The 22,957-nt window shown below is 74.8% G+C and carries 25 protein-coding genes and 1 pseudogene; 9 read left to right on the top strand and 17 right to left on the bottom strand.

The window, feature by feature from the left end; all coding sequences use genetic code 11:
• Positions 1–57 precede the first annotated feature (57 nt).
• Entirely contained in the window at positions 58–591 is a 534-nt protein-coding gene (locus tag ABZW30_RS31015) for a DUF6328 family protein (RefSeq protein ID WP_355674533.1), read from the bottom strand.
• A 286-nt stretch (positions 592–877) separates the two neighbouring features.
• Here ABZW30_RS31015 and ABZW30_RS31010 point away from each other — a divergent pair, with 286 nt between their 5' ends.
• Positions 878–1,381, top strand: coding sequence for a hemerythrin domain-containing protein (locus ABZW30_RS31010; RefSeq protein ID WP_355674532.1), 504 nt, complete (start codon positions 878–880; stop codon positions 1,379–1,381).
• A gap of 350 nt (positions 1,382–1,731) precedes the next feature.
• On the top strand, positions 1,732–3,849 hold the full coding sequence (gene fusA, locus ABZW30_RS31005; protein ID WP_355674531.1) for an elongation factor G: 2,118 nt from the start codon (positions 1,732–1,734) through the stop codon (positions 3,847–3,849).
• Between the two features lie 60 nt (positions 3,850–3,909).
• On the opposite strand, the gene ABZW30_RS31000 is transcribed toward fusA, so the two are convergent.
• From ABZW30_RS31000 to ABZW30_RS30990, 3 genes are all read right to left on the bottom strand, one after another.
• A complete protein-coding gene (locus ABZW30_RS31000; RefSeq protein ID WP_355674530.1) occupies positions 3,910–4,761 on the bottom strand; it encodes an NAD(P)-dependent oxidoreductase in 852 nt (283 codons plus the stop codon).
• A gap of 255 nt (positions 4,762–5,016) precedes the next feature.
• Complete coding sequence (locus ABZW30_RS30995) at positions 5,017–6,039, bottom strand: DUF2510 domain-containing protein (protein ID WP_355674529.1); 1,023 nt, start codon at positions 6,037–6,039, stop codon at positions 5,017–5,019.
• Between the two features lie 84 nt (positions 6,040–6,123).
• On the bottom strand, positions 6,124–6,771 hold the full coding sequence (locus tag ABZW30_RS30990; protein ID WP_355674528.1) for a class I SAM-dependent methyltransferase: 648 nt from the start codon (positions 6,769–6,771) through the stop codon (positions 6,124–6,126).
• 103 nt (positions 6,772–6,874) lie between these two features.
• Here ABZW30_RS30990 and ABZW30_RS30985 point away from each other — a divergent pair, with 103 nt between their 5' ends.
• Together ABZW30_RS30985 and ABZW30_RS30980 are read left to right on the top strand one after the other, a co-directional pair.
• Positions 6,875–7,705 (top strand): helix-turn-helix transcriptional regulator, encoded by an 831-nt coding sequence (locus ABZW30_RS30985; protein WP_355674557.1) that lies wholly within the window; start codon positions 6,875–6,877, stop codon positions 7,703–7,705.
• A gap of 135 nt (positions 7,706–7,840) precedes the next feature.
• Positions 7,841–8,740: a neutral zinc metallopeptidase gene (locus ABZW30_RS30980; RefSeq protein ID WP_355674527.1), complete on the top strand. Its 900-nt coding sequence runs from the start codon at positions 7,841–7,843 to the stop codon at positions 8,738–8,740.
• Positions 8,741–8,880: 140 nt separating this feature from the next.
• Here the strand turns inward: ABZW30_RS30980 and ABZW30_RS30975 are convergent, their stop codons facing one another.
• The 4 genes from ABZW30_RS30975 to ABZW30_RS30960 all read right to left on the bottom strand — a co-directional run bounded on the left by ABZW30_RS30975 (position 8,881) and on the right by ABZW30_RS30960 (position 13,068).
• Positions 8,881–10,113, bottom strand: coding sequence for a sugar ABC transporter permease (locus ABZW30_RS30975; protein ID WP_355674526.1), 1,233 nt, complete (start codon positions 10,111–10,113; stop codon positions 8,881–8,883).
• Complete coding sequence (locus ABZW30_RS30970; RefSeq protein ID WP_355674525.1) at positions 10,110–10,892, bottom strand: ATP-binding cassette domain-containing protein; 783 nt, start codon at positions 10,890–10,892, stop codon at positions 10,110–10,112. The genes ABZW30_RS30975 and ABZW30_RS30970 overlap by 4 nt, the downstream gene beginning before the upstream one ends.
• A gap of 22 nt (positions 10,893–10,914) precedes the next feature.
• The gene (locus ABZW30_RS30965) at positions 10,915–12,012 is read right to left on the bottom strand and encodes a substrate-binding domain-containing protein (RefSeq protein ID WP_355674524.1); all 1,098 of its coding nucleotides are present in this window, start codon (positions 12,010–12,012) and stop codon (positions 10,915–10,917) included.
• A 108-nt stretch (positions 12,013–12,120) separates the two neighbouring features.
• Positions 12,121–13,068 (bottom strand): AraC family transcriptional regulator, encoded by a 948-nt coding sequence (locus ABZW30_RS30960; RefSeq protein ID WP_355674523.1) that lies wholly within the window; start codon positions 13,066–13,068, stop codon positions 12,121–12,123.
• Between the two features lie 114 nt (positions 13,069–13,182).
• Between ABZW30_RS30960 and ABZW30_RS30955 the strand changes: the two genes are divergently transcribed.
• A complete protein-coding gene (locus ABZW30_RS30955; RefSeq protein ID WP_355674522.1) occupies positions 13,183–14,109 on the top strand; it encodes an MBL fold metallo-hydrolase in 927 nt (308 codons plus the stop codon).
• A gap of 60 nt (positions 14,110–14,169) precedes the next feature.
• On the opposite strand, the gene ABZW30_RS30950 is transcribed toward ABZW30_RS30955, so the two are convergent.
• From ABZW30_RS30950 to ABZW30_RS30935, 4 genes are all read right to left on the bottom strand, one after another.
• A complete protein-coding gene (locus tag ABZW30_RS30950) occupies positions 14,170–14,535 on the bottom strand; it encodes a hypothetical protein (protein ID WP_355674521.1) in 366 nt (121 codons plus the stop codon).
• 131 nt (positions 14,536–14,666) lie between these two features.
• Positions 14,667–15,344 (bottom strand): HAD family phosphatase, encoded by a 678-nt coding sequence (locus ABZW30_RS30945; protein WP_355674520.1) that lies wholly within the window; start codon positions 15,342–15,344, stop codon positions 14,667–14,669.
• Between the two features lie 35 nt (positions 15,345–15,379).
• Positions 15,380–16,540, bottom strand: coding sequence for an alpha-hydroxy-acid oxidizing protein (locus tag ABZW30_RS30940; RefSeq protein WP_355674519.1), 1,161 nt, complete (start codon positions 16,538–16,540; stop codon positions 15,380–15,382).
• Between the two features lie 263 nt (positions 16,541–16,803).
• Positions 16,804–17,253 carry a hypothetical protein gene (locus tag ABZW30_RS30935; RefSeq protein WP_355674518.1) on the bottom strand — a complete coding sequence of 150 codons (450 nt, stop codon included), beginning with the start codon at positions 17,251–17,253 and terminating at the stop codon, positions 16,804–16,806.
• Between the two features lie 54 nt (positions 17,254–17,307).
• Between ABZW30_RS30935 and ABZW30_RS30930 the strand changes: the two genes are divergently transcribed.
• Positions 17,308–17,796, top strand: coding sequence for a MarR family winged helix-turn-helix transcriptional regulator (locus tag ABZW30_RS30930; protein WP_355674517.1), 489 nt, complete (start codon positions 17,308–17,310; stop codon positions 17,794–17,796).
• Positions 17,797–18,041: 245 nt separating this feature from the next.
• Here ABZW30_RS30930 and ABZW30_RS30925 read toward each other — a convergent pair whose 3' ends face one another.
• A complete protein-coding gene (locus tag ABZW30_RS30925) occupies positions 18,042–18,668 on the bottom strand; it encodes a TetR/AcrR family transcriptional regulator (RefSeq protein ID WP_355674516.1) in 627 nt (208 codons plus the stop codon).
• A gap of 33 nt (positions 18,669–18,701) precedes the next feature.
• Here ABZW30_RS30925 and ABZW30_RS30920 point away from each other — a divergent pair, with 33 nt between their 5' ends.
• Positions 18,702–19,094: a Dabb family protein gene (locus tag ABZW30_RS30920; RefSeq protein ID WP_355674515.1), complete on the top strand. Its 393-nt coding sequence runs from the start codon at positions 18,702–18,704 to the stop codon at positions 19,092–19,094.
• A gap of 26 nt (positions 19,095–19,120) precedes the next feature.
• Here ABZW30_RS30920 and ABZW30_RS30915 read toward each other — a convergent pair whose 3' ends face one another.
• Entirely contained in the window at positions 19,121–19,612 is a 492-nt protein-coding gene (locus tag ABZW30_RS30915) for a GNAT family N-acetyltransferase (protein WP_355674514.1), read from the bottom strand.
• Positions 19,613–19,964: 352 nt separating this feature from the next.
• Here ABZW30_RS30915 and ABZW30_RS30910 point away from each other — a divergent pair, with 352 nt between their 5' ends.
• On the top strand, positions 19,965–20,282 hold the full coding sequence (locus tag ABZW30_RS30910) for a hypothetical protein (protein ID WP_355674513.1): 318 nt from the start codon (positions 19,965–19,967) through the stop codon (positions 20,280–20,282).
• Positions 20,283–20,393: 111 nt separating this feature from the next.
• Positions 20,394–20,855, top strand: a complete 462-nt coding sequence (locus tag ABZW30_RS30905; RefSeq protein ID WP_355674512.1) for a MarR family transcriptional regulator — start codon at positions 20,394–20,396, stop codon at positions 20,853–20,855.
• A 430-nt stretch (positions 20,856–21,285) separates the two neighbouring features.
• Here ABZW30_RS30905 and ABZW30_RS30900 read toward each other — a convergent pair whose 3' ends face one another.
• The 3 genes and pseudogenes from ABZW30_RS30900 to ABZW30_RS30890 all read right to left on the bottom strand — a co-directional run.
• On the bottom strand, positions 21,286–21,765 hold the full coding sequence (locus tag ABZW30_RS30900) for a hypothetical protein (RefSeq protein ID WP_355674511.1): 480 nt from the start codon (positions 21,763–21,765) through the stop codon (positions 21,286–21,288).
• A gap of 10 nt (positions 21,766–21,775) precedes the next feature.
• Positions 21,776–22,090, bottom strand: coding sequence for a hypothetical protein (locus ABZW30_RS30895; RefSeq protein WP_355674510.1), 315 nt, complete (start codon positions 22,088–22,090; stop codon positions 21,776–21,778).
• Positions 22,091–22,332: 242 nt separating this feature from the next.
• Positions 22,333–22,957, bottom strand: a pseudogene (locus ABZW30_RS30890) (hypothetical protein); the annotation flags it as partial.

Genomic DNA, 22,957 nt, shown 5'->3' with positions numbered 1-22,957 from the left:
GTCCCCGCGCCGCCGCCCGCAACGATTCGCGGGCGGCGGCGAAGGGGGGCAGGGCTGTCAGGGCCGGTCGCGGGTGGTGGCGCGGCGCACCGCCCAGGGCAGGACGAACCACAGGGCGGTGAAGATCAGGCCGATGACGCAGGCGATCGTGACGGCCAGCGGCGTGCCGAGGACGACGTCCAGGACCAGCAGCACGGCCCCGGTCAGGGCGGAGGCGAGCAGCAGCAGGCCGACCTGGGCGATGCGGGTGGACACGTCGACGATGCGGGCCTTGCCGGGATGGTGGAACAGGCCGCGGTGCAGGGCGACGGGCGTGGCCAGGACGGCGGCGGCGATGACGGCCAGCAGCAGGGTGGCGATGTAGATGTCCTGCTGGGCGTCGCTGAGTTCGGCGAAGCGCGGGGTGAAGGCGACGCCGAGCAGGAAGGCGAAGACGATCTGCACGCCGGTCTGCAGCACCCGCAGCTCCTGCAGCAGCTCCACCAGGCGCCGGTCCGCCCGCACCGCCGGGTTCTCCCAGCCGGGTGGCAGGGGGGCGGACTGGCCCAGGTGGTCGGGGTCGGGGCCGGGCGGGGGAGCGTCGCTGGTCATGGGTCACATTCTGCTGGTCCGCCGCCGGTAGTCGAGGACCGCGCCAAAGCGCACGTCCACGTCGGGCCACTCCACCCGCCCGCTGCGGCGGGCCCGCCGCCCCTGCCGGACGGTCCCACCCTGCCGGCCTTCCCGCGCGGGTGCCCGCGCCCCGCCCGCCCGCGGCACCCGGCGCGGCCGGGCTTGCCGCGGCGGTGGGTGCCGTGATCCGATGGCGGGCAGCATCGCGTGCCGGTGGCGGACCGCGCCAGGCATGGAGGTGCCAAACCGAAGGGACCGCCCACTCGTGGCCTCCCCCGTCAACGGCCGAACGGCCGCCCTCGGTCTCCAACTCGCCCAAGCCCACCGGGAACTGCGCCGCCGCCTTGCCGACGTCCGCACCGGACTCGGCCGGCGCCGCCTGGACGACGACGTCCTGCTCACCCACTGCCTTGCCTTCTGCACCGCCCTGACCAACCATCACCAGGGCGAGGACGAAGGCCTGTTCACCGCCCTGGTGCGCGAACGGCCCGACCTCGCACCGACCGTGGCCACACTCGTCGAGGACCACGGCTTCATCTCCCGCATCCTCACCCGAGTGCGCGAACTCGCCGAACAGGGCGCCGCGACACCGGGCGCCGACCTGGAGGCGATCGGCCGCGAACTCGACGGACTGGCCGCCATCATGGAGTCCCACTTCCGCTACGAGGAACGCGCCATCGGCGCCGCCCTGGATGCCGGGGTGCGCGACCAGGACCACTGGTCGGAGCCGGTACTGCGCTTGCGCGCGCCGTCGAAGCCGTCGCCGTAAAACCCTTCGCGGAGCCGGACCCGCCTTCCCTACACTCGCCACGCAGCCGCGCCCCGACGCGCGGACGACCGTGACGACGACAGCAAGGCGAGAGGGGGAGGGCGGCCATGCCGAAGCACAGCGCCGCCGCCCCCTCTCCCGCGTCGCGGTACGAGGTGATCCTGGTGTCCCCGCCCTTCCGGTGCCCGCTGCGCGGCCGGCACCGGAACAGTGCCGCCACCGTCTGAACCTGTCCGCACCCTTCGTACGGGCCTTTCCTCGCCAGCAATCCGACGAGACCTCAGAACCAAGCGGCACTGTGTCAATCGCGCGCCCACCCGTCACCACCGCCCCCGAAAGGCAACCGGGCCATGCGCACCGACACCACCACCCGCACCACCACCGCCCGCACCCGCACCACCACCGCTGCCGCCGCCATCGCCGCCGTCCGCAACCTCGGCATCCTCGCCCACGTCGACGCCGGCAAGACCACCGTCACCGAGCGGATCCTCTACCTCACCGGCACCACCCACAAGCGCGGCGAAGTCCACAACGGCACCACCGTCACCGACTTCGACCCCCAGGAACGCGACCGCGGCATCACCATCTTCGCCGCCGCCGTCAGCTGCGCCTGGGCCGGGCACCGGATCAACCTCATCGACACCCCCGGCCACGTCGACTTCGCCGACGAGGTCGAACGCTCGCTGCGCGTCCTGGACGGCGCCGTCGCGGTGTTCGACGCGGTCGCCGGCGTCGAGCCGCAGAGCGAATCGGTGTGGCGCCAGGCCGAACGCCACGGCGTGCCCCGGATCGCCTTCGTCAACAAACTCGACCGCGCCGGAGCCGACCTGGACACCGCGCTCGCCTCCATCCGCGAACGCCTGCACCCGCGCCCGCTCGCCGTCCAACTGCCCGTGGGCACCGAGGAGTCCTTCACCGGCGTCATCGACCTCGTCCACCTGCGCGCCCTCACCTGGGACGACGACGGCACCCTGACGCACGGCCCGGTGCCCGACCACCTCAGCGCCGACACCACCGCACGCCGCCGCGCCCTGGAGGAGGCGGTGGCCGAACTGCACCCCGAAGCCCTGGAGGAGTTCTGCACCCACGGCGCCCTCGACGCCGCCACCCTCACCGCCGCCCTGCGCGAACTCACCCGCACCGGCGAGGCCGTGGTGGTGCTGTGCGGCTCCGCCTACCGCAACCGCGGCATCGAACCGCTGCTGGACGCCGCCGTCGCCTACCTGCCCTCACCCCTCGACGCCCCACCCGTACGGGCCGCCGACCAGGGCCGGGCCGCCGATCAAGACCGGGCGGACGACCACGGCGAGCGGGCCGGGCAGCACGGCGCCGACCCCCGCCGGCCCCTGACCGCCCTGGCGTTCAAGGTGACCGCGGCCCCCACCGGCCGCCTCACCTACCTGCGCCTGTACACCGGCACCCTGCGCAAGGGCGACACCGTGCTCGACGCCGCCACCGGCCGCACCGAGCGCATCGCCCGCATCCTGCGCGTGATGGCCGACCGCCACACCGAGATCGACCACGCCCTGGCCGGCGACATCGTCGCCGTCATCGGCCCCAAGGCCGCCCGCGTCGGCGCCACCCTGTGCGACCCCGACCACCCGATCCTGCTGGAGGCAGCCGTGAGCGCCGAACCTGTCGTCACCGTCGCCGTCGAGGCCCGCCGCGCCGCCGACACCGACAAGCTCACCGCCGCCCTCACCCGCCTCGCCGAGGAGGACCCCTCGCTGCGCCTGGCCACCGACCCGCAGACCGGGCAGCGCACCCTGTCGGGGCTGGGGGAGCTGCACCTGGAGGTGGCGGTGGAGAAGGTGCGCCGCGAGGCCGGCGTGGAGGCGGTGGTGGGCCGCCCCCAGGTCGCGCTGCGCGAGGCCCTGGTGGAGGGTGTGAGCGGCTTCGTCTTCCGGCACGCCAAACAGGAGGGCGGCGCGGGCCAGTTCGCCCACATCGTCCTCGACGTCAGGCCGGCCGGTGACGGCTTCGCGTTCGCCTCCACCGTCACCGGCGGGCGGGTGCCGCGCGAGTACGTGCAGGCCGTCGAGGCCGGCTGCCGCGACGCGCTCGCCGAGGGGCCGCTGGGCGGCCACCCCGTCGTCGGCGTCGCCGTCACCCTCACCGACGGCATCACCCACCCCAAGGACTCCTCGGAACTCGCCTTCCGCACCGCCGCCCGCCAGGGCCTGCGCGAGGCGCTGCGCTCGGCGCGGCTGCACCTGCTGGAGCCGCTCGCCGAGGTGAGCGCCACCGTGCCCGAGGACACCCTCGGCGCGGTGCTGGGGGACCTGGCCGCGCGCCGCGGCCAGGTGCAGGGCACCGCCTCGGGGCGTGACGGCGCGGCGCAGGTGAGCGCGCTGGTGCCGCTGGCCGAACTGTTCGGCTACGCGGGCCGCCTGCGCGGCCGCACCAAGGGCCGCGGCACCTTCACCACCCGCCCGGCCGGCTACGCGCCCGCACCGTCACTCGGGTGAGCCGACCCGCCCGGCCCCGCCGTCCTTGCGGCGGCGGGGCCGGGCACCACAAGGCCCGCCCTACAGCGCGCCGGCCTCGGCCGCCGCCCACGCCGACGGGTACAGCGGGCGCCAGCCCAGGTCCCGGCGCGCGGCGGCGGTGGACACCTGCCCCTCCCACGGGTCGAACTCCACCTGCTGCGAACCACCCGGGTGCGCCCGGCCGTTGAGCGCGTGCAGGTCCCAGGCGGTCAGCGGGGCGTCGTCCGACACGTTGTAGGTACGGCCCTCGATACCCGGGGTCACCACCGCCCGCCACAGCGCCTGCGCCACATCCGCGTGGTGCACCACCGCCAGACGCTGGTGCGCGGGCCAGTTCCCGGCCCAGTGCAGCGACTGCGCCAGATGCGGATCTCCCTCGCCGTACACGAACGCCAACCGGGCGATGACCAGCGGCAGTTCGTCCCCGATGTCGCGCAGGCCCGCCTCGGCCCGCGCCTTGGACGCCGCGTACACGCCCCACGCCTCGTGCGGCGCGAGCCGGTCCCGCTCCACCGCCGGGCGGCCCAGGCCCCGCCCGTACACCAGGTTGGTGCTGGTGTGCACGAACCTGGCCACCCCGGCCTTCGCCGCCTCACGGCCCAACGCCACGGCCGCGTCCCGGTTCACCGCCCAGGCCTGCTCGTCCGGCACCCCGCGCAGCGCCGCCGCCACGTTGAGGACCACCTCGGCGCCGTCCAGCGCCCTCGCCCGGTCCGCCTGTTCGCACAGGTCACCGACCACCGTCTCGACATCGCCCAGGCCCTGCGCCTTCGCCCGGTCGCGCACCAGCACCCGCACCGAACCGCCCTCGGCCCCGGCCCACCGCACCAGGCGCGGCACCAGCCGCCGCCCCACCGAACCGGTCGCGCCCGTCACCAGAATCCGCGTCATGTCCCCGTCCCCTTCCCGGGTCGCCCTCTTCGACGTCCACCAGCCTGCCCGCGCCGGGGCGGGGACGGCAGAGACCCGTCGAACCGGGGACCGCCGATCCCTGGCTGAGGCCGGGCCCCGCCCCTCATCCGCGCACCACCGGTGGCGCTCACCCGCCGCCGGCCGCCTGCGGGCGGGCCGCGCCCGGCGAGCGGGGGCCGACGCGATCCCGGTCACCGGACGCGGCTGCGGCGCGTCGAGGAGGGCCGCAGCCCGTCAGGTGCCGCTGCCGGAGGAGCCGGACTGCTTGACGCCGCTGAGGATCTGCTCCAGCGCGTCCTTGTCGGGCGAGAGCGCGTCGTCGTCCACCGCGCCCTGGAACGCGACGTAGCCGCCGCCCTCGGCCCGGAAGGTGGCGAGCAGGACGTAGCCCTGGAGGCCGGCCGAGTTGCGCACGTGCCAGCGCTCGGCGTAGCCGGGCACGCCGTCCACACTCATGGGGCCGGAACCGTAGTCGGTGTGCTGGGTGAGCCCGGGGTAGAGGCCCTCCGCCCAGGCGGGCATCGCGGCGTCGGCGGCGTCCTTGGCCGTGGCGCCCTGGAGGGGGTTCTTCGCGACCGCGAACATGCCCCGGATGCAGGACCGGCCGTCGGGGCAGGTGTACGTGCCGCTGCCGAGGTAGACCGAGGTGTTCGGGCGGCCGGTCTCCGTGGACCAGCCCTCCAGGATCGGCAGGGTGATCGCGTGCTGCGCGTCCGGCACGATCCCCGTGACGGCCGGCACGGGCTTGGCCACCGGGGTGGTCGGGGCGGGGGTGGGAGCCGGCGAGGGGCTCTCGCTCCGGCTGGCCGGGACGGTGGGGCCAGGGGTCGGGCCGGCCTGCGGGTCGCCGCCGTGGCCGAACGCGAACGCGGCGATGATCCCGCCCACGGCCAGCACGCCGACCGCGGTGCCGACGATCACACCGGTCCTGCCGCGCCGGGGCGGCGGCGCAGGCGGGTACCCCGGGCCGGGACGGCCGTAGCCCGCACCGGGGTAGGCCTGCGCACCGAGGTAGGCCTGCGGGCCGGGGTAGCCGTAGCCGGGGGCCTGGGCGCCGTCCTGCCCCGGGTAGCCGTAGCCGCCCTGCGGGGCCTGCGGCTGCCAGGCCGGGGCCGGCGCGCCGGCGCTCTGTCCGGCGCCGCCCTGGAGCGGGCGGACCTCACTGGTCCAGGCGTTGCCGTCCCACCAGCGCTCGTACCCGGGGGTGCCGTCCGCACCGGGGACCGGGTACCACCCGGGAGGCGTCGAGTTGATCACGGCCGTACGCTATCCGCCCGCGGCGGGCCCGCCGCAGGCGGGTACCGCCCCGCCCGGGCGCGAGGGCGACCACGGGGCCGCCGGCTACCGCGCGCGCAGCAGCAGGTGCCCGCGCCGGTGGCGCTCGCCGTCGCCGGGCTCACGCAGCATGCGGCCGACCTCGGCGAACCCGGCCCCGCCCGCGAGTTCGGCGAGGGCGTCGATCGGCCAGCGGTAGGCGGGTGCCACCTTGTGGTCGAAGACCGTCACCGGGGCGCCCTCGGACTCGAAGAAGGCCAGCAGCGCGTGCCCGCCCGGCGCCAGCACCCGGCGGAACTCGGCCAGGTAGGCGGGCAGTTCGGCCGGCGGGGTGTGGATGAGCGAGTACCAGGACACCACCCCGCCCAGCTCGCCGTCGGCCGTCTCCAGCGCGCCCATCGAGCCCACCTCGAAGCGCAGCCCCGGGTACGTCCGGCGGGCGATGCCGATGAGCGCCGGCGACAGGTCGACGCCGAACACGTCCAGCCCCGCCTCCCGCAGGGCCGCGCTCAGGTAGCCGGGCCCGCAGCCCAGGTCCGCCACCGCGGCGGGGCCGGCGGCCCGGACGAGGTCGGCGAACGCGGTGACGAACGAGCGGTCCAGCGGCAGGCCGGCGAGCCCGCCGCGGACGAGGTCGGCGTAGCGCACGGCCACGGCGTCGTACGCGTCGGCGGTCTCGGTCAGGTAGGGCGAGGATGACGGGGATTCGGACACGGGGGACGACCCTAGACCATCCGTCGCACCGTCCGTCAGGCCGACCCGGGCACCGGTGATCCCTGGCCGAGGCGGGCCCGGCCGCGCCATGCTGGGCCACATGATCGACCGTGACGCCCTCGCCGACTTCCTCAGCCGCGCCCGCGCCCGCCTGGCCCCCGCCGACGTCGGCCTGGCGCCCGGGACCCGGCGCCGCACCCCCGGGCTGCGCCGGGAGGAGGTGGCGCAGCTGGCGGGACTGTCCGTCGACTACTACACGCGCCTGGAGCAACGGCGCGGGCCGCAGCCCTCGCCGCAGCTGCTGGCCGCGCTGGCCCGGGCGCTGCGGCTGAGCGAGGACGAGCGCGACCACCTGTTCCACCTGGCCGGGCACGAGCCGCCGCGCCGCCACGGCGTGCTGACGCATGTGCGCCCGGGGCTGCTGCTGATCCTGGACCGGCTGCACGATGCGCCCGCCCAGGTGGTCTCCGACCTCGGGGACGTGCTGGCGCAGAACGCGATGGCCGCCGCCGTGTTCGGGGACCTCACCGCGCCGGCGCCCGAGCGGCGCAACCTGCTGCTGCGCTGGTTCACCGACCCGGCCGGCCGCGCCCTGTTCCCGTCCGAGGACCACGACGCGCTGGCCCGCGCCCATGTGGCGGGCCTGCGCGCGGCGCACGCGGCCCGCCCCGGGGACCGGCGGGCCGCCGAGCTGCTCACCGAACTCCTCGCCACCGGTGAGGAGTTCGCCGCGTACTGGGAGCGCCACGAGGTGGCGGTGCGGCGCAGCGGCCGCAAGCGGGTGCTGCATCCGGTGGTGGGGGAGCTGGAGCTGGAGTGCGAGGTGCTGGCCGCGGGCGGGCAGGACCAGCTGCTGCTGGTGCACACCGCGCCGCCCGGCAGCGAGTGCGCCTCGCGACTGGAGCTGCTGCGGGTGGTCGGCGCCTCGGTGTGACGCCCCGGCCGCGGCGCCCGCGCGTGACGCTGCGGCTGCGGCGCGTCAGGGGCCGCTACCCGTAGGCTGGGCGGGCCGTAGGCGGCACAGAACATCACTGAAGCGACAGAGCGACAGAAGCGGGCAGGCAGGGGCATGCAGTTCGACGACCAGGGCGACCTCGACACCTCGCAGGTGGACGACCGGCGCGGCTTGCCCGGCGGGAAGGTCGCCATCGGCGGCGGGGCCGTGGGCCTGGTCGCGGTGCTGGTCGCGGTCCTCCTCGGCGTCGACCCCAAGCTGCTGGGCCTGTCCTCCGGGGGAGGTGGCACCTCCTCCTCCGGCGCCCGCACCGGCGGCGAGGTGGAGCAGTCCTGCAAGAGCGGCGCGGACGCCAACAAGCGCCAGGACTGCCGCATCACGGCGGTCACCAACAGCCTGCAGGAGTTCTGGCGCACCGAGCTGCCGCAGCGCACCAAGGCGGCGTACAAGCCCGCCCAGACCGTGCTGTTCACCGACCGGGTCTCCACCGCCTGCGGGCCGGCGACCTCGGCGGTGGGCCCGTTCTACTGCCCCGGCGACCAGCGGGCCTACTTCGACCTCGGCTTCTTCGACGAGCTCTCCACCCGCTTCGGCGCCAAGGGCGGCCCCTTCGCCGAGTCCTACGTGGTCGCCCACGAGTACGGTCACCACATCCAGACCCTCACCGGCGCGATGCAGAAGGTCGGAGGCGACCGCCAGGGCGCCAACAGCGCCTCGGTGCGCCTGGAACTGCAGGCCGACTGCTACGCCGGGGTGTGGGCGCACCATGCCACCACCACCCCGCAGCCCTCCACCGGCCGTCCGCTGATCGCCGTCCTCACCGACCAGGACATCGCCCAGGGCCTGGACGCGGCCGCGGCCGTCGGTGACGACCGGATCCAGAAGCAGGCCACCGGGAAGATCGACCCGGAGGCGTGGACGCACGGCTCCTCCGACCAGCGCAAGGCCTGGTTCACCACCGGCTACCGCAGCGGCGACCTCACCCGGTGCGACACCTTCTCCGGCAGGATCTAGCCGCCCCTGGAGCCCGGGCGCGCGGCCCGATCGACGGTCCCGCCGGGGGCGGGGTGATCCAACTCCCCGTCCCCGCCGCCCCGGTGGGGTGACGAGGCCCGGGAATGGGGGCCGGGTGCGGGGCCCGGGGGCGGGCCGTCCTAGGTCCGGCCGGCGCCCGCCCGGGTGCGCCGCGTCAGGGAGTCGAGGACGACGGCCGCCAGCAGCACCGCGCCGGTGATCATGTACTGGATGGCCTGGGCGGCGTGGACCATGTCCAGGCCGGTGGTGATGGACTGGATCACCAGGATGCCCAGCAGCGCCGACCAGGCGTTGCCGCGGCCGCCGAAGAGGCTGGTGCCGCCGATCACGGCGGCGGCGATGGCCATCATCAGGACGTTGCCGCTGCCCAGTTGCTTGTCCGCCGAGCCCTGCTGGGAGGCGTAGAACAGGCCGCCGAGGCCGGCCAGCAGGGAGGAGAGCAGGAACACCGTGACCCGTACCCGGGCGACGTCGACGCCGGCGCGGCGGGCGGCCTCGACGCTGCCGCCGACCGCGAACACCTGGCGCCCGTAGCGGGTGCGGCGCAGCGTGAAGTCGGTGGCCACCACCACCCCGAGCAGGACGACCAGGGACAGCGGCAGCCCGCGGTCCTGGTTGAGGGCGTACGCGGCGACCAGGCACGGCAGCGCCAGCGCCCCCGCCCGCAGCGCGGTGTCGGCGAGGGGCCGGGCGGCCAGTCCCGCGGCGGCGCGGCGGCGGGCGGTGCGCAGCCGGGCGAGCAGGTAGGCGGCGGGGGCGATGAGCGCCAGGCCCCAGGCGTAGGCGATGTCGCCGTCGCCGAGGAAGGTGGAGTCCAGGGAGGCGATGATGCCGTTGTGGCGGTTGTTGACGGTGCCGCCGTCGCCGAGGACCCACTCCTGCAGGCCGCTCCAGGCGAGCATCCCGGCCAGGGTGACCACGAACGCGGGCACGCCCACCCGGGCGAACAGCAGGCCGTGCAGCAGCCCCATCACGCAGGCCGTGCCGAGCGCGGCGAGGATCGCCGCCCACTCCGGCCAGCCCTGGCGCACCGCCAGCACGGCCGCGACGGCCGAGGTGGCGCCCGCGACCGAGCCGAGCGAGAGGTCGATCTCGCCGAGGATCAGCACGAACACCACGCCGACCGCGATCAGTCCGGGCCCGGCGATGAAGCGGGTGATGTTGGTGAGGTTGTCGGCCTGCAGGAAGTGGTGGGTGACGCACTGGAAGACGACGGCGATCGCGACGAGCCCGACGACGACGGGCAGGGAGCCGAGTTCGCCGGAGGCGAGCCGGCGCCGGGCGGCCTCGGTGCGTGCGGCCCGGGTCGCCGCGCTCACGTGGGCCCTCGGGTCGGTGGCGGGGGTGGTCATGCGCCGTCCTCCTCGGTGCGGCGGGCCCGGCGGCGGGCGTGGGCGTTGTCGGTGGCGCCGGTGATCGCGGCGACGATCCGTTCCTGGGTGGTGCCGGCGACGGGGAACAGGCCGTTGTTGCGGCCCAGCCGCAGCACGGCCACGGTGTCCGCCACCGCGGTCACGTCGGCCATGTTGTGGCTGACCAGGATCACGGCGAGGCCGCGCTCGCGCAGCCGCTCCACCAGGTCCAGGACCTGCGCGGTCTGCTCGACGCCCAGGGCCGCCGTGGGCTCGTCCAGCAGCACGACGGAGGGCTCGCCCACCAGCGCGCGGGCGATGGCCACGACCTGGCGCTGCCCGCCGGACAGCGCCGCGACGGGCCTTCGCACGTCGGGGATGCGGATGGAGAGGGTGTCCAGCAGCCGGCGGGCGTGCTGCTCCATGGCGACCTCGTCGAGCAGCCCGAGGCGGCGCTTCTCGCGGCCGAGGAAGAGGTTGGCGATGACGTCGAGGTTGTCGCACAGGGCGAGGTCCTGGTAGACGGTGGCGATGCCGAGGGCCTGGGCGTCGTTGGGGCGGCCGATGGAGACCGCCCCGCCCTCCCACTCGATCGTTCCCTCGTCCACGGGGTGGACGCCGGCGATGGTCTTGACGAGGGTGGACTTGCCGGCGCCGTTGTCGCCGACGAGGGCGAGCACCTCGCCCGGGTGGACGGCGAGGTCGACGTCGGTGAGGGCCTGGACGGCGCCGAAGCGCTTGGAGACCGACCGCAGTCGCAGGACGGGTGCGCCTGTCACGTGAACCGCCTCGGGTGTAGGGCTACTTGAGGCCGGCGGCGGTGCAGGCGGCGGCGTAGTCGGCGGTGCAGATGTCGGCGGCCTTGTAGAGGCCGTCGGCGATGACGGTGTCCTGGATGTTGGCCTTGGTGACGACCTTGGCGTCGAGCAGCTTGGCGGGGATGTCCTTGTCGGTGGCGCTGTCCGTGGTGGCGCCGGCGACCGTCCTGACGTCCTTGCCCTGCAGGAGGTCGACGGCCAGTTCGGCGGCGTTGTCGGCGAGCGGGCGGTAGGCCTTGTAGATGGTGTAGGCCTGGTCGCCGCCCACGACGCGCTGGACGGCGTCGAGGCCGGCGTCCTGGCCGCCGACGGGGACCTTGATGCCGGAGCCCTGGAGCTGGGTGATGATGGCGCCGGCCATGCCGTCGTTGGCGGAGTAGACGGCCTGGAAGCCGTTCCTGCCGAACTGGGTGACGGCGGCGGCGATCTTCTGGCCGGCGACGGTGGGCTTCCACTCGCCGGACTGCTCGTAGACGACCTTCTTGATCTTGCCGTCGAGGACCTTGTGGGCGCCGGCCTTGAACTGGGCGGCGTTGGGGTCGGCCTCGTCGCCGTCGATCATGACGATGTCGGCGTCGGCGGCCTTGTCCCCGAGGGCGTCCAGCAGGGCCTGGCCCTGGAGTTCGCCGACCTTCTCGTTGTCGAAGGAGACGTAGGCGGCGACCGGGCCGGTGGCCAGGCGGTCGTAGGCGAGGACCTTGACGCCCTTGGCGGCGGCCTCCTGGACCCAGCCCTGGGTGGACTTGGCGTCGAAGGCGTCCAGGACGATCACCTTCACGCCCTGGGCGAGCAGGGTGTCGAACTGCTGCTTCTGCTTGGCGGCGCTGCCCTCGGCGTTGTTGTAGAGCACCTTGCACTGCGCGCACAGGGCCTTGACCTTGGCCTCGATGAACGGGCGGTCGAAGGACTCGTAGCGGGTGGAGGACGCGTTCTCGGGCAGCAGCAGACCGATGGACTTGTCGTCGCCGGAGGCGGCGGAGTCCTTCTTGTCGCCACCGGCCTTGCCACAGGCGGCGGTCACGGACAGGGCCAGCGCGAGGGCGGCGGCGGAGACGAGGGCGCGACGCAGTGCGGCGTTCATAGGGTGCCTCTCCCTGGGGGCGCCGCAACTTCGCGGCGGGTGGGGGGAGTTAAACCTGACCACGCACATGGCGTCAATAAGTCAAACCAGCCTCTGGGGAGTCCTCTGCTAGTCGTTATCTTCATGAACGCCGGCCGGTTCGGGCCTGCCCGTGGCCGCGGTGGTGCGGTAGCGGCCGGGGGTGGTGCCGAACTCGCGGGCGAAGGCGTGCGAGAGCGCGTACGGGCTGCCGTAGCCGACCTGGCGGGCGACGGCCTCCAGCGGCTCGCCGCCCTGGCGCAGCAGGGCGGCGGCCCGGGTCATCCGCCACCAGGTCAGGTAGGCCATCGGCGGGCGGCCGGCCAGCGCGGTGAAGCGGCGGGTGAGAGTGGCGCGGGAGACGCCTGCGCGGTGGGCCAGGGCGGCGGCGGTCCACGGGCGGGCGGGGTCCTCGTGGACGGCCGCCAGAGCAGCGGCCACCACCGGGTCGGCCAGCGCCGCGCTCCAGCCGCCGGCGCCGGGGCGGCCGGTCCAGGCGCGCACCAGGTAGACCAGCAGCAGGTCGATCAGGGCGGGCACGGCGAGCCGACCGCCGGGGCGATCCGCGGCCAGCTCGGCGCCCAACAGGCCGACGGCCGCCCGTAGTTCGGGATGATCGCCGGTGCGGGTGGGCAGGTGGACGACGGTGGGCAGCTCGCGCATCAGCGGGTGGCCCGGGCCGCGGTCGAGGCGGTACTTGCCGCACAGCAGCTCCGCGCCGTCCTCCCGCGGGCTCGGGGCGGTCCGCCGGGCGAGGAGGGCGTCCAGCTCGGGCAGCGCCCTCGCCTGACGATGTGTCAGCTCGCCGCTGGACAGGGCGTGTCCGGTGCCGTGCGGCAGCAGCACCGCGTCCCCCGGCCCCAGGCGCACCGCCCCGCCGCCCTCGGCCAGCAGCCAGCAGGAGCCGGCCAGCACCACATGGAAGCCCGCGCCCGCGTGGGCGGGGATCCACGCACCCCAGCGCCCTCCCGCGCGCAGCCGGTTGGAGGAGGGCCGGCCCACCCGTACGGCGGCGATCGCATCACTGACCACGTCCATGGCAGCCAGCGTAGTGAGCCGATCGCGTATCCGGGCAGGCCACTGACGCATTGAGCGGCTCATCCCGGCTTCCTAGGCTCGACGTGCAGACAACGACGGCAAGTGGTGGAGGGGATGACCGTGGAGCGGATCGCACTGGGGGACCTGGAGATCGTCCGGGTGCTGGAGTGGCAGGGCCCGTTCGCGCCGGCCGCGCGGATCGTGCCCGACCTCGCCGAACACGCCTGGCGCGGCGGCGACACCGGCGACACCGGCGACCTCGCCCCCGACCACTACGACCCGGCCGACGGCTCCTACGTCGGCGCGCTGCAGACCTGGGTGGTGCGCGGCGGCGGGCACACCGTCCTGGTGGACACCGGCGTCGGCGACGGGCGCGAGAGGCCCGCCACCCCCATGTTCCACCAGCGCCGGGGCCGCTTCCTGGAACTGCTCGCCGAGGCGGGGGTGCGACCGGAACAGGTGGACGCGGTGGTCAACACCCACCTGCACGCCGACCACGTCGGCTGGAACACCCGCCGGCAGGACGGGGACTGGGCACCGACCTTCCCCAACGCCGTCTACTACCTGCCCGCCGCCGACCGGGCCTTCTTCGACCCGGCCGCCGCCCACCCCGCCCGCACCAGCAGCGCGGTGGACCCGGCGAACCGGGCCGAGTGGGACCAGGTCTTCACCGACAGCGTCGCCCCCGTACTCGCCGCCGGGCAAGGCGTCGAGTGGTCGGGCACACGGCGCATCGGCGCGGGCCTGGCCCTGGAGGAGGCCCCCGGCCACACACCAGGCTCCTCGGTGCTGCGCCTGGAGTCGCACGGCGAGCGGGCGGTGTTCGTGGGGGACCTGCTGCACTCGCCGGTCCAGCTGGCGCATCCCTCCTGCAACAGCTGCTTCTGCCTGGACGCGGCGCAGGCGGCGGCCAGCCGACTGCGGATCCTGGAACGGGCCGCCGATCAGCAGGAGCTGGTGCTCCCGGCGCACTTCGCCGGACCCGGCGCCGCGCGCGTCACCCGCTCCGGCGCGGGGTTCGCCGCGCGCTGGGAGCGGTGAAAAGGGGGTGTCCGCCGTCCCCCCGGACGCGGCGGACACCCCGGCCTGATATGACGATCGTCAGGGCCGGTCGAGAGTGATGGAGTTGATCGGGCCCAGGTCGTAGTAGACGCCGTTCTGGGCGGGGATGTCGTACACGCAGTCGGAGCCGCCCGAGCCGCGGCACAGGTGGGCGTGGGCGCCGCCCGACTGGTTGTTGAGCACCCAGTGGTTGCCGTTCTGGTTGCTCAGGTTGTGGGCGCCGTAGCTCCAGTACACGTCGCTGGGGGCGGAGGCCGGGTTCTGGTCCTGCGGGTAGACGCACACGGCGCCGTGCGGGCAGCCCGCCCAGGAGCCGTCGGCGGCGCCGGCGCCGCCGGTGCCCAGGGTGGTCAGCGCGGCGGCGGCGATCCCGAGGGCGGCCAGGGCGTGGGTGATCCTGCGCATGGGTGGTTCTCCCTTGCTGGTGGAGCGGCCCTGACGTGAGGTCGGGGCCAGTGCTCGCCAGCCTAGGAACGCGGGCGCGGCGGCGGTCCCTGACATCCGACAGGGGCGCGCCGCCGTGCACGGGCGCCGCTCTAAGGCAGCGCCAGCCCGGCGGCCCCGGCGATCAGCCCGGGCAGGGCGCGCATGTCGTCGAACAGGCGGGTGCCGGGGCCGGCGAGCCAGTGGCCGGGGGTGAGGCCGCCGTGGAAGCCGAGCGAGCGCATCCCGGCCGCGCGGGCGGCCGCCACCCCGTACTTGCTGTCCTCCACCACCAGACAGGCGGCCGGATCGACGCCCATCGCCTGCGCGGCGTGCAGGAACAGGTCGGGGGCGGGCTTGCCCTCGGCGACCTCCTCGGCGCTGAAGATCCGCCCCTCGAAGCGCGCCGGCAGCCCGGTCCGCCCCAGGGTGCGGCGCAGCCGGCCGTGGCTGCTGGAGGAGGCCACGCAGTCGCGCACCCCGTCCCGTTCCAGGTGGGCCAGCGCCTCCACCACCCCGTCCACGGGCGCGAGTTCGGCGGCGAACACCTCGTCGTACAGGTGCTGGTACCTCCGCTCCCAGCCGCTTTCCAGCGGCACGCTCGCGTGCGCCGCGAGCTCGGCGGTCATGTAGGCGTGCGAGCGCCCGACGAACCGCTCCACCACCTCCTCCACCGACAACGGCCACCCGACGTCCGCGGCCACCCGCGCGTCCACCGTCACGGCCAGGCGCTCGCTGTCCAGCAGCACACCGTCGCAGTCGAAGATCACCAGCTCGATGGGTACGGGCATGACCGCCACCCCACGGCCCGGCGCAAGGGCCCGGCTCAGCCGGTACGGCGCAGCGCACCCGGCGTCAGGTCCGCCAGGGCCGGGTAGCCGTCGACGGCCATGAGCAGGTCGGCCTCGGCCAGCAGGGAACGCAGCACGTGCACGACGCCGTCCACCCCGCCCAGCGCCAGCCCGTAGGCGTACGGGCGGCCCACGCCCACCGCGGTGGCACCCAGGGCGATCGCCTTGACGACATCGGCCCCCGAGCGCACACCGGAGTCGAACAGCACCGGCAGGGCGCCGGCCGCCCCGACCACGCCCGGCAGGCACTCCAGCGCCGGCAGCCCGCCGTTGGCCTGCCGCCCGCCGTGGTTGGAGCAGTAGACGCCGTCCACGCCCGCGTCCGCGGCCCGGCGGACGTCGTCCGGGTGGCAGAGGCCCTTGAGGATCAGCGGCAGGTCGGTGAGCGAACGCAGCCACGGCAGGTCCTCCCAGGTGAGGGGGTTGCCGAAGAGCTGCGCCCAGAGCAGCACCGCCGCGCCCGGGTCCTGCTCGGGGGACTTGGCCAGGCGGGAGCGGAAGACGGGGTCGCTGGTGTAGTTGGCCAGGCAGTTCCCGCGCAGCTGGGGGAAGTTGGCGGCGGCCAGGTCGCGGGGGCGCCAGCCGGTGACCCAGGTGTCCAGGGTGACCACGATGCCCTTGAACCCGGCGGCCTCGGCCCGGCGCACCAGGCTCTCGGCCAGCTCCCGGTCGGTGGGGGTGTAGAGCTGGAAGAAGCCGGGCGTGCCGCCGAACTCGGCCGCCACCTCCTCCATCGGATCGACCGTCAGCGTGGAGGCGACCATCGGCACACCGGTGCGGGCGGCGGCCCGGGCGGTGGCGAGGTCGCCGTGGCCGTCCTGGGCGCACAGTCCGATCACCCCGATCGGCGCCAGGAACAGCGGCGAGGGCAGACGCAGGCCGAACAGGTCGAGGGACAGGTCCCGTTCCTTCGCGCCGACCAGCATCCGCGGCACCAGGCCCCACCGCTCGAACGCGGACACGTTGGCGCGCTGGGTGTACTCGTCGCCGGCGCCGCCCGCGACGTACGAGCGGACCGCAGCGGGCAGCGCGGCCAGGGCCGGCGCCTCCGACTGCGCGAACGTCATCGGCAGCCGCGGCACGACCCCGCGCAGCCCGTCGAGGTAGATCTCGTTCTGGTAGTCGGCGAACGCCACGGTCCGCTCCTCCCGCTCCGGCCCGCCGCGTGCGGGCCCGTGGCCCCCAACTGTGCAGGACCGGCCGCCGGTGACGGGGAGGACGCGGGATTCCCGCCGACGGGCCAGGGCGGATGCGGGAAGGCCTGCGGCCGCTCGGCGAGGAGGACCTCGCGCCCGTTCGCACGGGTGGGCCGCCGGGCCGCCGGGCCGTCGGGACGGGGGAGCGGGAAGTCGACGGGGCCGACGTCCTGTGCGGTGGGCCCGGTTTGCCGTGGCGGGCGCTACGCGGCTTCGGTGAGGGTGTCGACGTGCGCGGCGAGGCGCTGCAGCAGGGTCATCAAGGTGGTGAACTCCTCCGGTGTCACGCAGGCCGTCAGCCGCCCGCGCAGCGCGGCGGCCTGGGCGGAGATACGCCGGTGGGCGGCGCGGCCCTCGTCGGTCAGGGCGACGGCGTCGGGGCCGATGCGCACCCAGCCGCGGGCGGCGAGGCCGTCCAGGTAGGGGCGCATGGTGGGCTCGTCGGCGGTGAGGAAGGCGGCCATGGTCTCGTCGACCTCGGCGGCGGTCAGCGGCCCGCAGGCGACGGTGTTGAGGACCTGCCAGTCGCGCCGGCGCAGGGCGTCGGCGGCGAACAGACGGGCCATGCACCGCTCGATGGCGCCGTCGATGTGCCGCAGCCAGTAGCCGAGCGGGCGCTGCTCGCGGACGTCGGGCGGCCCGGAAGCGGTCATGACGGCGATCCCCCTTGATGCATGTCTTTTTACAACAGTTGTAACCTAGCATGCATGTCGAAGCAGGAGAAGAGCCCGCAGCAACGGGAAGCCGTCGCCGCCGTCGAACGCGCCATGGTCGCCATCCGTCGCAGCCAGACCCGCCGCTCCCTGGGCCGCATCGCCCCGCCCGACGGCGCCCGCGCCATCGACCCCACCCTGTTCGGCGTACTCGACGCCGTCGAGGCCCACGACGGCCCCTGCGCGGTCACCGACGTCGCCGCCGCCCTCGGCGTCGACCAGCCCCGCGCCAGCCGCCTGGTGCTGCGCACCGTCGAGGAGGGCTGGCTGGAACGCGGCAGCGACCCGCGCGACGCCCGCCGCACCCTGCTCGCCCTCACCCCCGCCGGCCGCGAACAGCTGGACCGCGCCCACCGCTTGCGCCGCGAGGTCTTCGCCCGCGCGATGGCCGACTGGCCCGACACCGACCGCACCGAGTTCGCCCGCCTGATCACCGCCTTCGTCGCCGGCTTCGGCCGGGCCACCACCCCCGAAGGCCGCTGAACCGCCGCCCCGTCACCCGGTGCGCCCGCGCACACCGGGTAACCGGGCGCAAGGCCCGCCCGGACGCCCTGCGCATCGCCGCCCAGCAGCACCGGCAGCGACCGGTGCCCGTTGGAGATCGGCGACTCCACCGGCTCCAGCTGCGCCCCCGGCAGCAGCGCCGGCCGCGCGAACGGCGCGGCGGGCGCGTGCGGCCGCCGCCCACCCGGCGCCCCCGGTGCGACGACTGCCCGGACCCGGCCCGATCAGGGGGCGTACGCGCGCACGAACACGTCGACGGCCGCCTGCGCCAGCGGCCCGGGGTCGGCGTCCGGCCGGTAGTCCAGCGGCCCGGTGAGCAGCGACAGCAGGTGTTCGGCGGCCTGGTCCGGGTCGCATGGGCGCAGCCGCCCGGCGAGGGCCAGGCGGGCCAGCCGGTCGGCGAGGGCGGCGCGCACCCGCAGCGCGGTGCGCTCGCGCACCCCCGCCGCGAGATCGGGAAACCGGGCGGGCGGGGAGGCGGCCAGCTGCCGTACGGCGGACGCCTCTTCGCAGGTCAGCGCGGACAGCAGCCCGCGCGCCGCGGTGGTCAGCGCCGGGCGGGGGTCGGCGCCGGCGGGGGACGGGCGCAGCTCGTCGAGGACGGTGAGAGCGCGGGCGGCGATGCGGTCGGCGGCGGCCTCGACCGCCTCGCGGAAGAGGCTCTCCTTGTCGTGCAGGTGGTTGTAGACGGTCGGCTTGGCGACGCCCGCCTCCCGGGCGATCTCCTGCACGCACGTCTGCGCGTAGCCGCGCCGGGCGAAGACCGTGAACGCGGCGTCCAGGATGGCCTGTCGCCGCTCGATCCGCCCACGGCCCGTACGTCCGGCGCCGGTTGACACTTCTGAACCCACGGGTTCAGCGAAGGGTGAAGGGTGGAGAGTGGCGTGATCGTCCACATGCTGAGGTTCGCGTTCAAACGGGACACCACCGAGCAGCAGCGCGAGCACGTGCTCACGGTGATGCGCCGCACGGCCTCGGTGGAATCGGTGTCCTTCGGGACGGTCGGTCAGAGCCTGGGGGAGGAGGACGGCTTCACCCACGCCTACTGCGTGGGCATAGCCGACCTGGACGCCCTGCGGCGCTACATGCACGACCCCGTGCACCTGGCCGGGGACCCGCAGATCATGCCCCACCTGGCCCGGATCGCCATCGGCCCCGACCTGTCCGACGACATGACGCCGGACCTGGCCGGGAGGATCCTCGCACTGCACGAGGAGAAGGCGGCGCTGTACCCGCGGTGGGCCGCCGAGATCGCACCGCTGCCCGCGGCGGCGTAGGTCCGGGCGGCCCGACTCCGCCTGCCTCAACCAGCCAAGGGCAGACGCCAGTTGTTGGAGCGGATGGGGTTGCCCGGCGGGTACTCGAAGCCGACCTCGCCGACCAGCTCGAAGCCCGCCTTGCGGCACACCGTGTTGGAGGCGTCGTGGTGCACCGAGGGGAAGGCGTGCAGCCAGGGCGGCGTGCCCTCGCGCCCGGCCCGCTCGGCGCACAGCAGCAGCGCCCGCACCGCCAGGCCCCGGCCCTGGAACCCGGGCAGGACGGCGTACCCGGTCTCGTAGACGTCCTGGCCCTCCCAGGCGTGCGTCCAGTAGCCGACCGAGCCGGCGATCTCGCCGCCCTGCAGGAGCAGGAACATCTGCCCGCCGGTGAGCGCGAGGTAGCGCTCGTGGCGGCGCCGGACCTGCTCCTCGCTCTCCACCCCGCCGAGGTGCTCGGTCAGTTCGGGGGTGTTCTGTCGGTGCAGCAGGTCGAGGCCCTGCTCGGACCAGGGCGCGAGGGTGAGGGGGATCGTCATGGCCGCACGCTAGCGCGGGGGTCCGACAACGGGCCGGTGCCCGGCGGCAGGCGCTCGACGGGGACGCCGGTGTCCGACACCACGCGCCCCGTGCGCGCGTGCCGGGCACCGGAGGGAGGCTCGCCCCACCAGGGTTACCGCCAGGGCCGGCCCGGCGGAGAACCGAATCTCCGGCTCCGACGGCACGTTCCCCGGCCGGCTGCCGGACGCCCGGTCCATCCGCCTTCGCCCGGTCCCGTCGTCCCGCACGGGACGCCCGGCCGTCCGTCGTGAGCGTCCCGTGCCCGCGCGGAAGGCGAACCGGGGGCAGCCGGGTGCGAGAGGCGGGACCGGTCGGGCTTCGTCCCGCGGGGTGGAACCGCGCCCGCCGGACGCCCTGATCGGGGAGACGACCCGCGAGCACGCGGACCTCGACCTGGTCGTCCTGCTCGACCAACTCGGCCTGGTGCGCGAGGTGTTGGCCCGGGCCGCCCGGGTCCTTGGAGGCGCGGACGGGCGTCACGTCCGCGAAGCCGTCGTTCTGGTGGGTGCCGGTGTTCTCGACGTCCTCGGCCCGGGCGGTGGTGGCCTCGTTGCGGATGTCGCCGCGCGTGAGGATCACGCTGCCCCACAGCGGCACGGGGGCCTTGTGGGGGCTGTTGCGAAAGTGCTGGTTACAGCCGCTCGTTGAGGACTGCGACCGGCATGGTCGCCACTCGGCGCACGGCACGTTCCCCGTATCTCGTGGCGGCGGCGCCACGACCTTGACCTCAACCGCACTTGAGGTCCTAGCTTGGCGATCATGACGACCGTGAACACCCCGCAGAACGGCACCGCCACGCTCGGCCAGCGGCCCATCGCCCTGGTCGCCTGGGGCGCCACCGAGGCGATCCTGCGGCACTCGCAGGCCGCCCTGGCACGCATCGACGTGACCCAGCCCCAGTGGTGGGCGCTCAACAACATCGTCCGGGCCGAGCAGGGCCTCACCAGGGAGGAGATCCGCGCCGTGGCCGTACCCTACGGCATGGGCACCCAGGTGATCGTCCACGCCGCCGACGCCCTCGTGCACCGGGGCTGGCTCGACACCGGCGCGGACGGCCGGCTGACCCTCACGGAACAGGGCCGCGCGGGCCTGGCGACAACGAAGGAACACATGGACCGGGTGCGCGCGCAACTCCTCGGCGACATCACGGAGCAGGAGTACGCCACTGCGGTCTCCGTGCTCCAGCGCGTCACCGACAACCTCGCCCAGGATCTGTTGTGAAGGTGCCGGTCGCAGCCATCCGTCGATGGCCGCGACCAGCACGGTCGCCCCGTAGCGGACGGCAGGCCCGGCGCTTGAGCCGATTGATCCCGCATTCACCCGCATGGCGCTCCTTGCGGCCGGCCTCGTCGACCTCGGGCGGTCGACCCACGTCCTCCTCGTCGGCCCGGACCGCACGGACGGGCCGATCCTCCCGGGCGGCGCCGCCCGCCCCGACGACGTCCTCGACGGCGGCACCGTCCGCGACGACACCCCCCCTCGCCGTCCCGCCCCAGCACAAGAGCGGCCTGCTCGGCGCCCGCTTCGTCCCGGTCCGCGAACTCCCCGACGTCACGGCGCCGTCCCAACTCGCGCGCATCAGCGAGGCGTTGGCCAGCCGCACCCCGCCGGTCCCCCTCCACCGCCGGCGCGCCGCCCGACGGGCAACGGCTCAGGGCGCCTCGGTCACGACCCAGTCCGCGGCGAGGCAGTCGCCGCCGGGCTGGGCGCCGAGGTTCCCCGCCCGCGTCTGCGTCAGATACAGATCGTTGTCGTTGAGCTCGGACTCCGACCGGACGCGGACGTGGCTGCCGGGGGCGAGGTCCCAGGCGGCCTCCGTCGTGCGGCACTGCCCGTAACGGACGTTCCAGCCGTCGCCGATGGCCACGCAGCCCCGGCCGCCCTTCTCCGGGTCGAACGCCGAGACGTTGAGGGAGGCGCCCTCCGGCCGTAGCTCCCAACGCTGTTCGGGCACCGCCTCGCACGGCTCCAGGCGCACCTGGGCGGTGCCGAAGGTGTGGTGCAGGCAGGTGCCGGCACGGGCGTTGCGCAGCGTGTACGCCACCGGCTCCGCCGAGTGCGCGGCGGCCGGGAACAGGGACAGCGACGCGACAGCGGCCAAGGCCACCGCGCGGCGAAGGCGAACGGGCATGAGGGGGCTTTCAGTTGAGGCGCGGGGCGTCGAATGCCGCGAGCACGGCACAGCAGCCCACTCCCGCCGACTCCGCGTCGGATCTGCATGATCCATTCCACCGGGGATCAACGACCGACGCGGAGTCAGGACACGAAGCGCCGCCGCCCTGCAGCACCTCGGACGGGTCGGCGTAGGCGCGCATGCCCACGATCCGCCCGTCGCGGACGGTGAACACGTCGGCGGCGGTGATGTCGAGCGGGTCGCCGTCGGCGAGGACACCGTGGACGACGACGTGCCCGCCGCTGCGGTAGGCGACGGGCTCGGAGTGCGGCTCGCCCCACATCGCGTACGAGGCGCCCAGGTACTCGTGGACGGCGGCGTCGATATCGCTCCGGGCCTACACGCCGTACGCGGCGGGCACGAGGGCGACATCGGGGCCGGTGCGGTCTGCGGGAGCGGCGGTCATCGCCGGGAACCTCGTCCAGTAAGGGAGTTGACCGGAAGAGGAGTGTCGGGCGCGGACATGCGAGAGCGCAGGAAGTCGGCCGGGCCGACTTCCTGCGCTGCACCCGCCTCAGGGGTGGGTTACCGCTGCGAAGCGCGCCGGCGGCTGATCCGCGTGGCCGCCGCGCCGGCCGCGAGGAACGCGGCCGAGAGGCCGAGCAGGACGGGGGTCTTCGGCGCGCCCGTCTGGGCCAGCTCGCCGTGGTGCTCCTCGCCCTTGCCGTGGTGGCCGGGCTTCATCTCGTGCTCGCCGTGGTGCTCCTCGCCCTTGCCGTGGTGGCCGGGCTTCATCTCGTGCTCGCCATGGTGGGCCGGCTTGTGCGCCGGCCGTTCCTCGCCCTCCTCCGCGACGAACTTGATCTTGTTCAGGTTGAGGGCGGTGTTCTTGGAGCTGTTCTCCGAGGAGTTGTTCGAGTTGCTGGCGGCGGTGTTGTCGACGTTGTTGGCGACGCTGTTCTGCACGACGACCGCCACATCGACCTTTTGGGCCTGGCCCTGGTGCTGCGCGGAGTTCTGGTCCTGGTCCTGGCCCTGGTGCTGCTCCTGGCCGTCGGGCTTGCCGTGCTCCTCGGGCTTGCCGGGCTTGTGCTCCTCGGGCTTGCTCGGCTTGTGCTCCTCGGGCTTGCCGGGCTTGTGCTCCTCGGGCTTGCTCGGCTTGTGCTCCTCGGCCTTGCCGGGCTTGTGCTCCTCGGGCTTGCCCGGCTTG

The organism is Kitasatospora sp. NPDC004669 (assembly GCF_040609455.1).
Classification (GTDB): domain Bacteria; phylum Actinomycetota; class Actinomycetes; order Streptomycetales; family Streptomycetaceae; genus Kitasatospora.
Note: the sequence above shows the minus strand (reverse complement) of the source record. Positions and strands in the feature narration are given on the sequence as shown.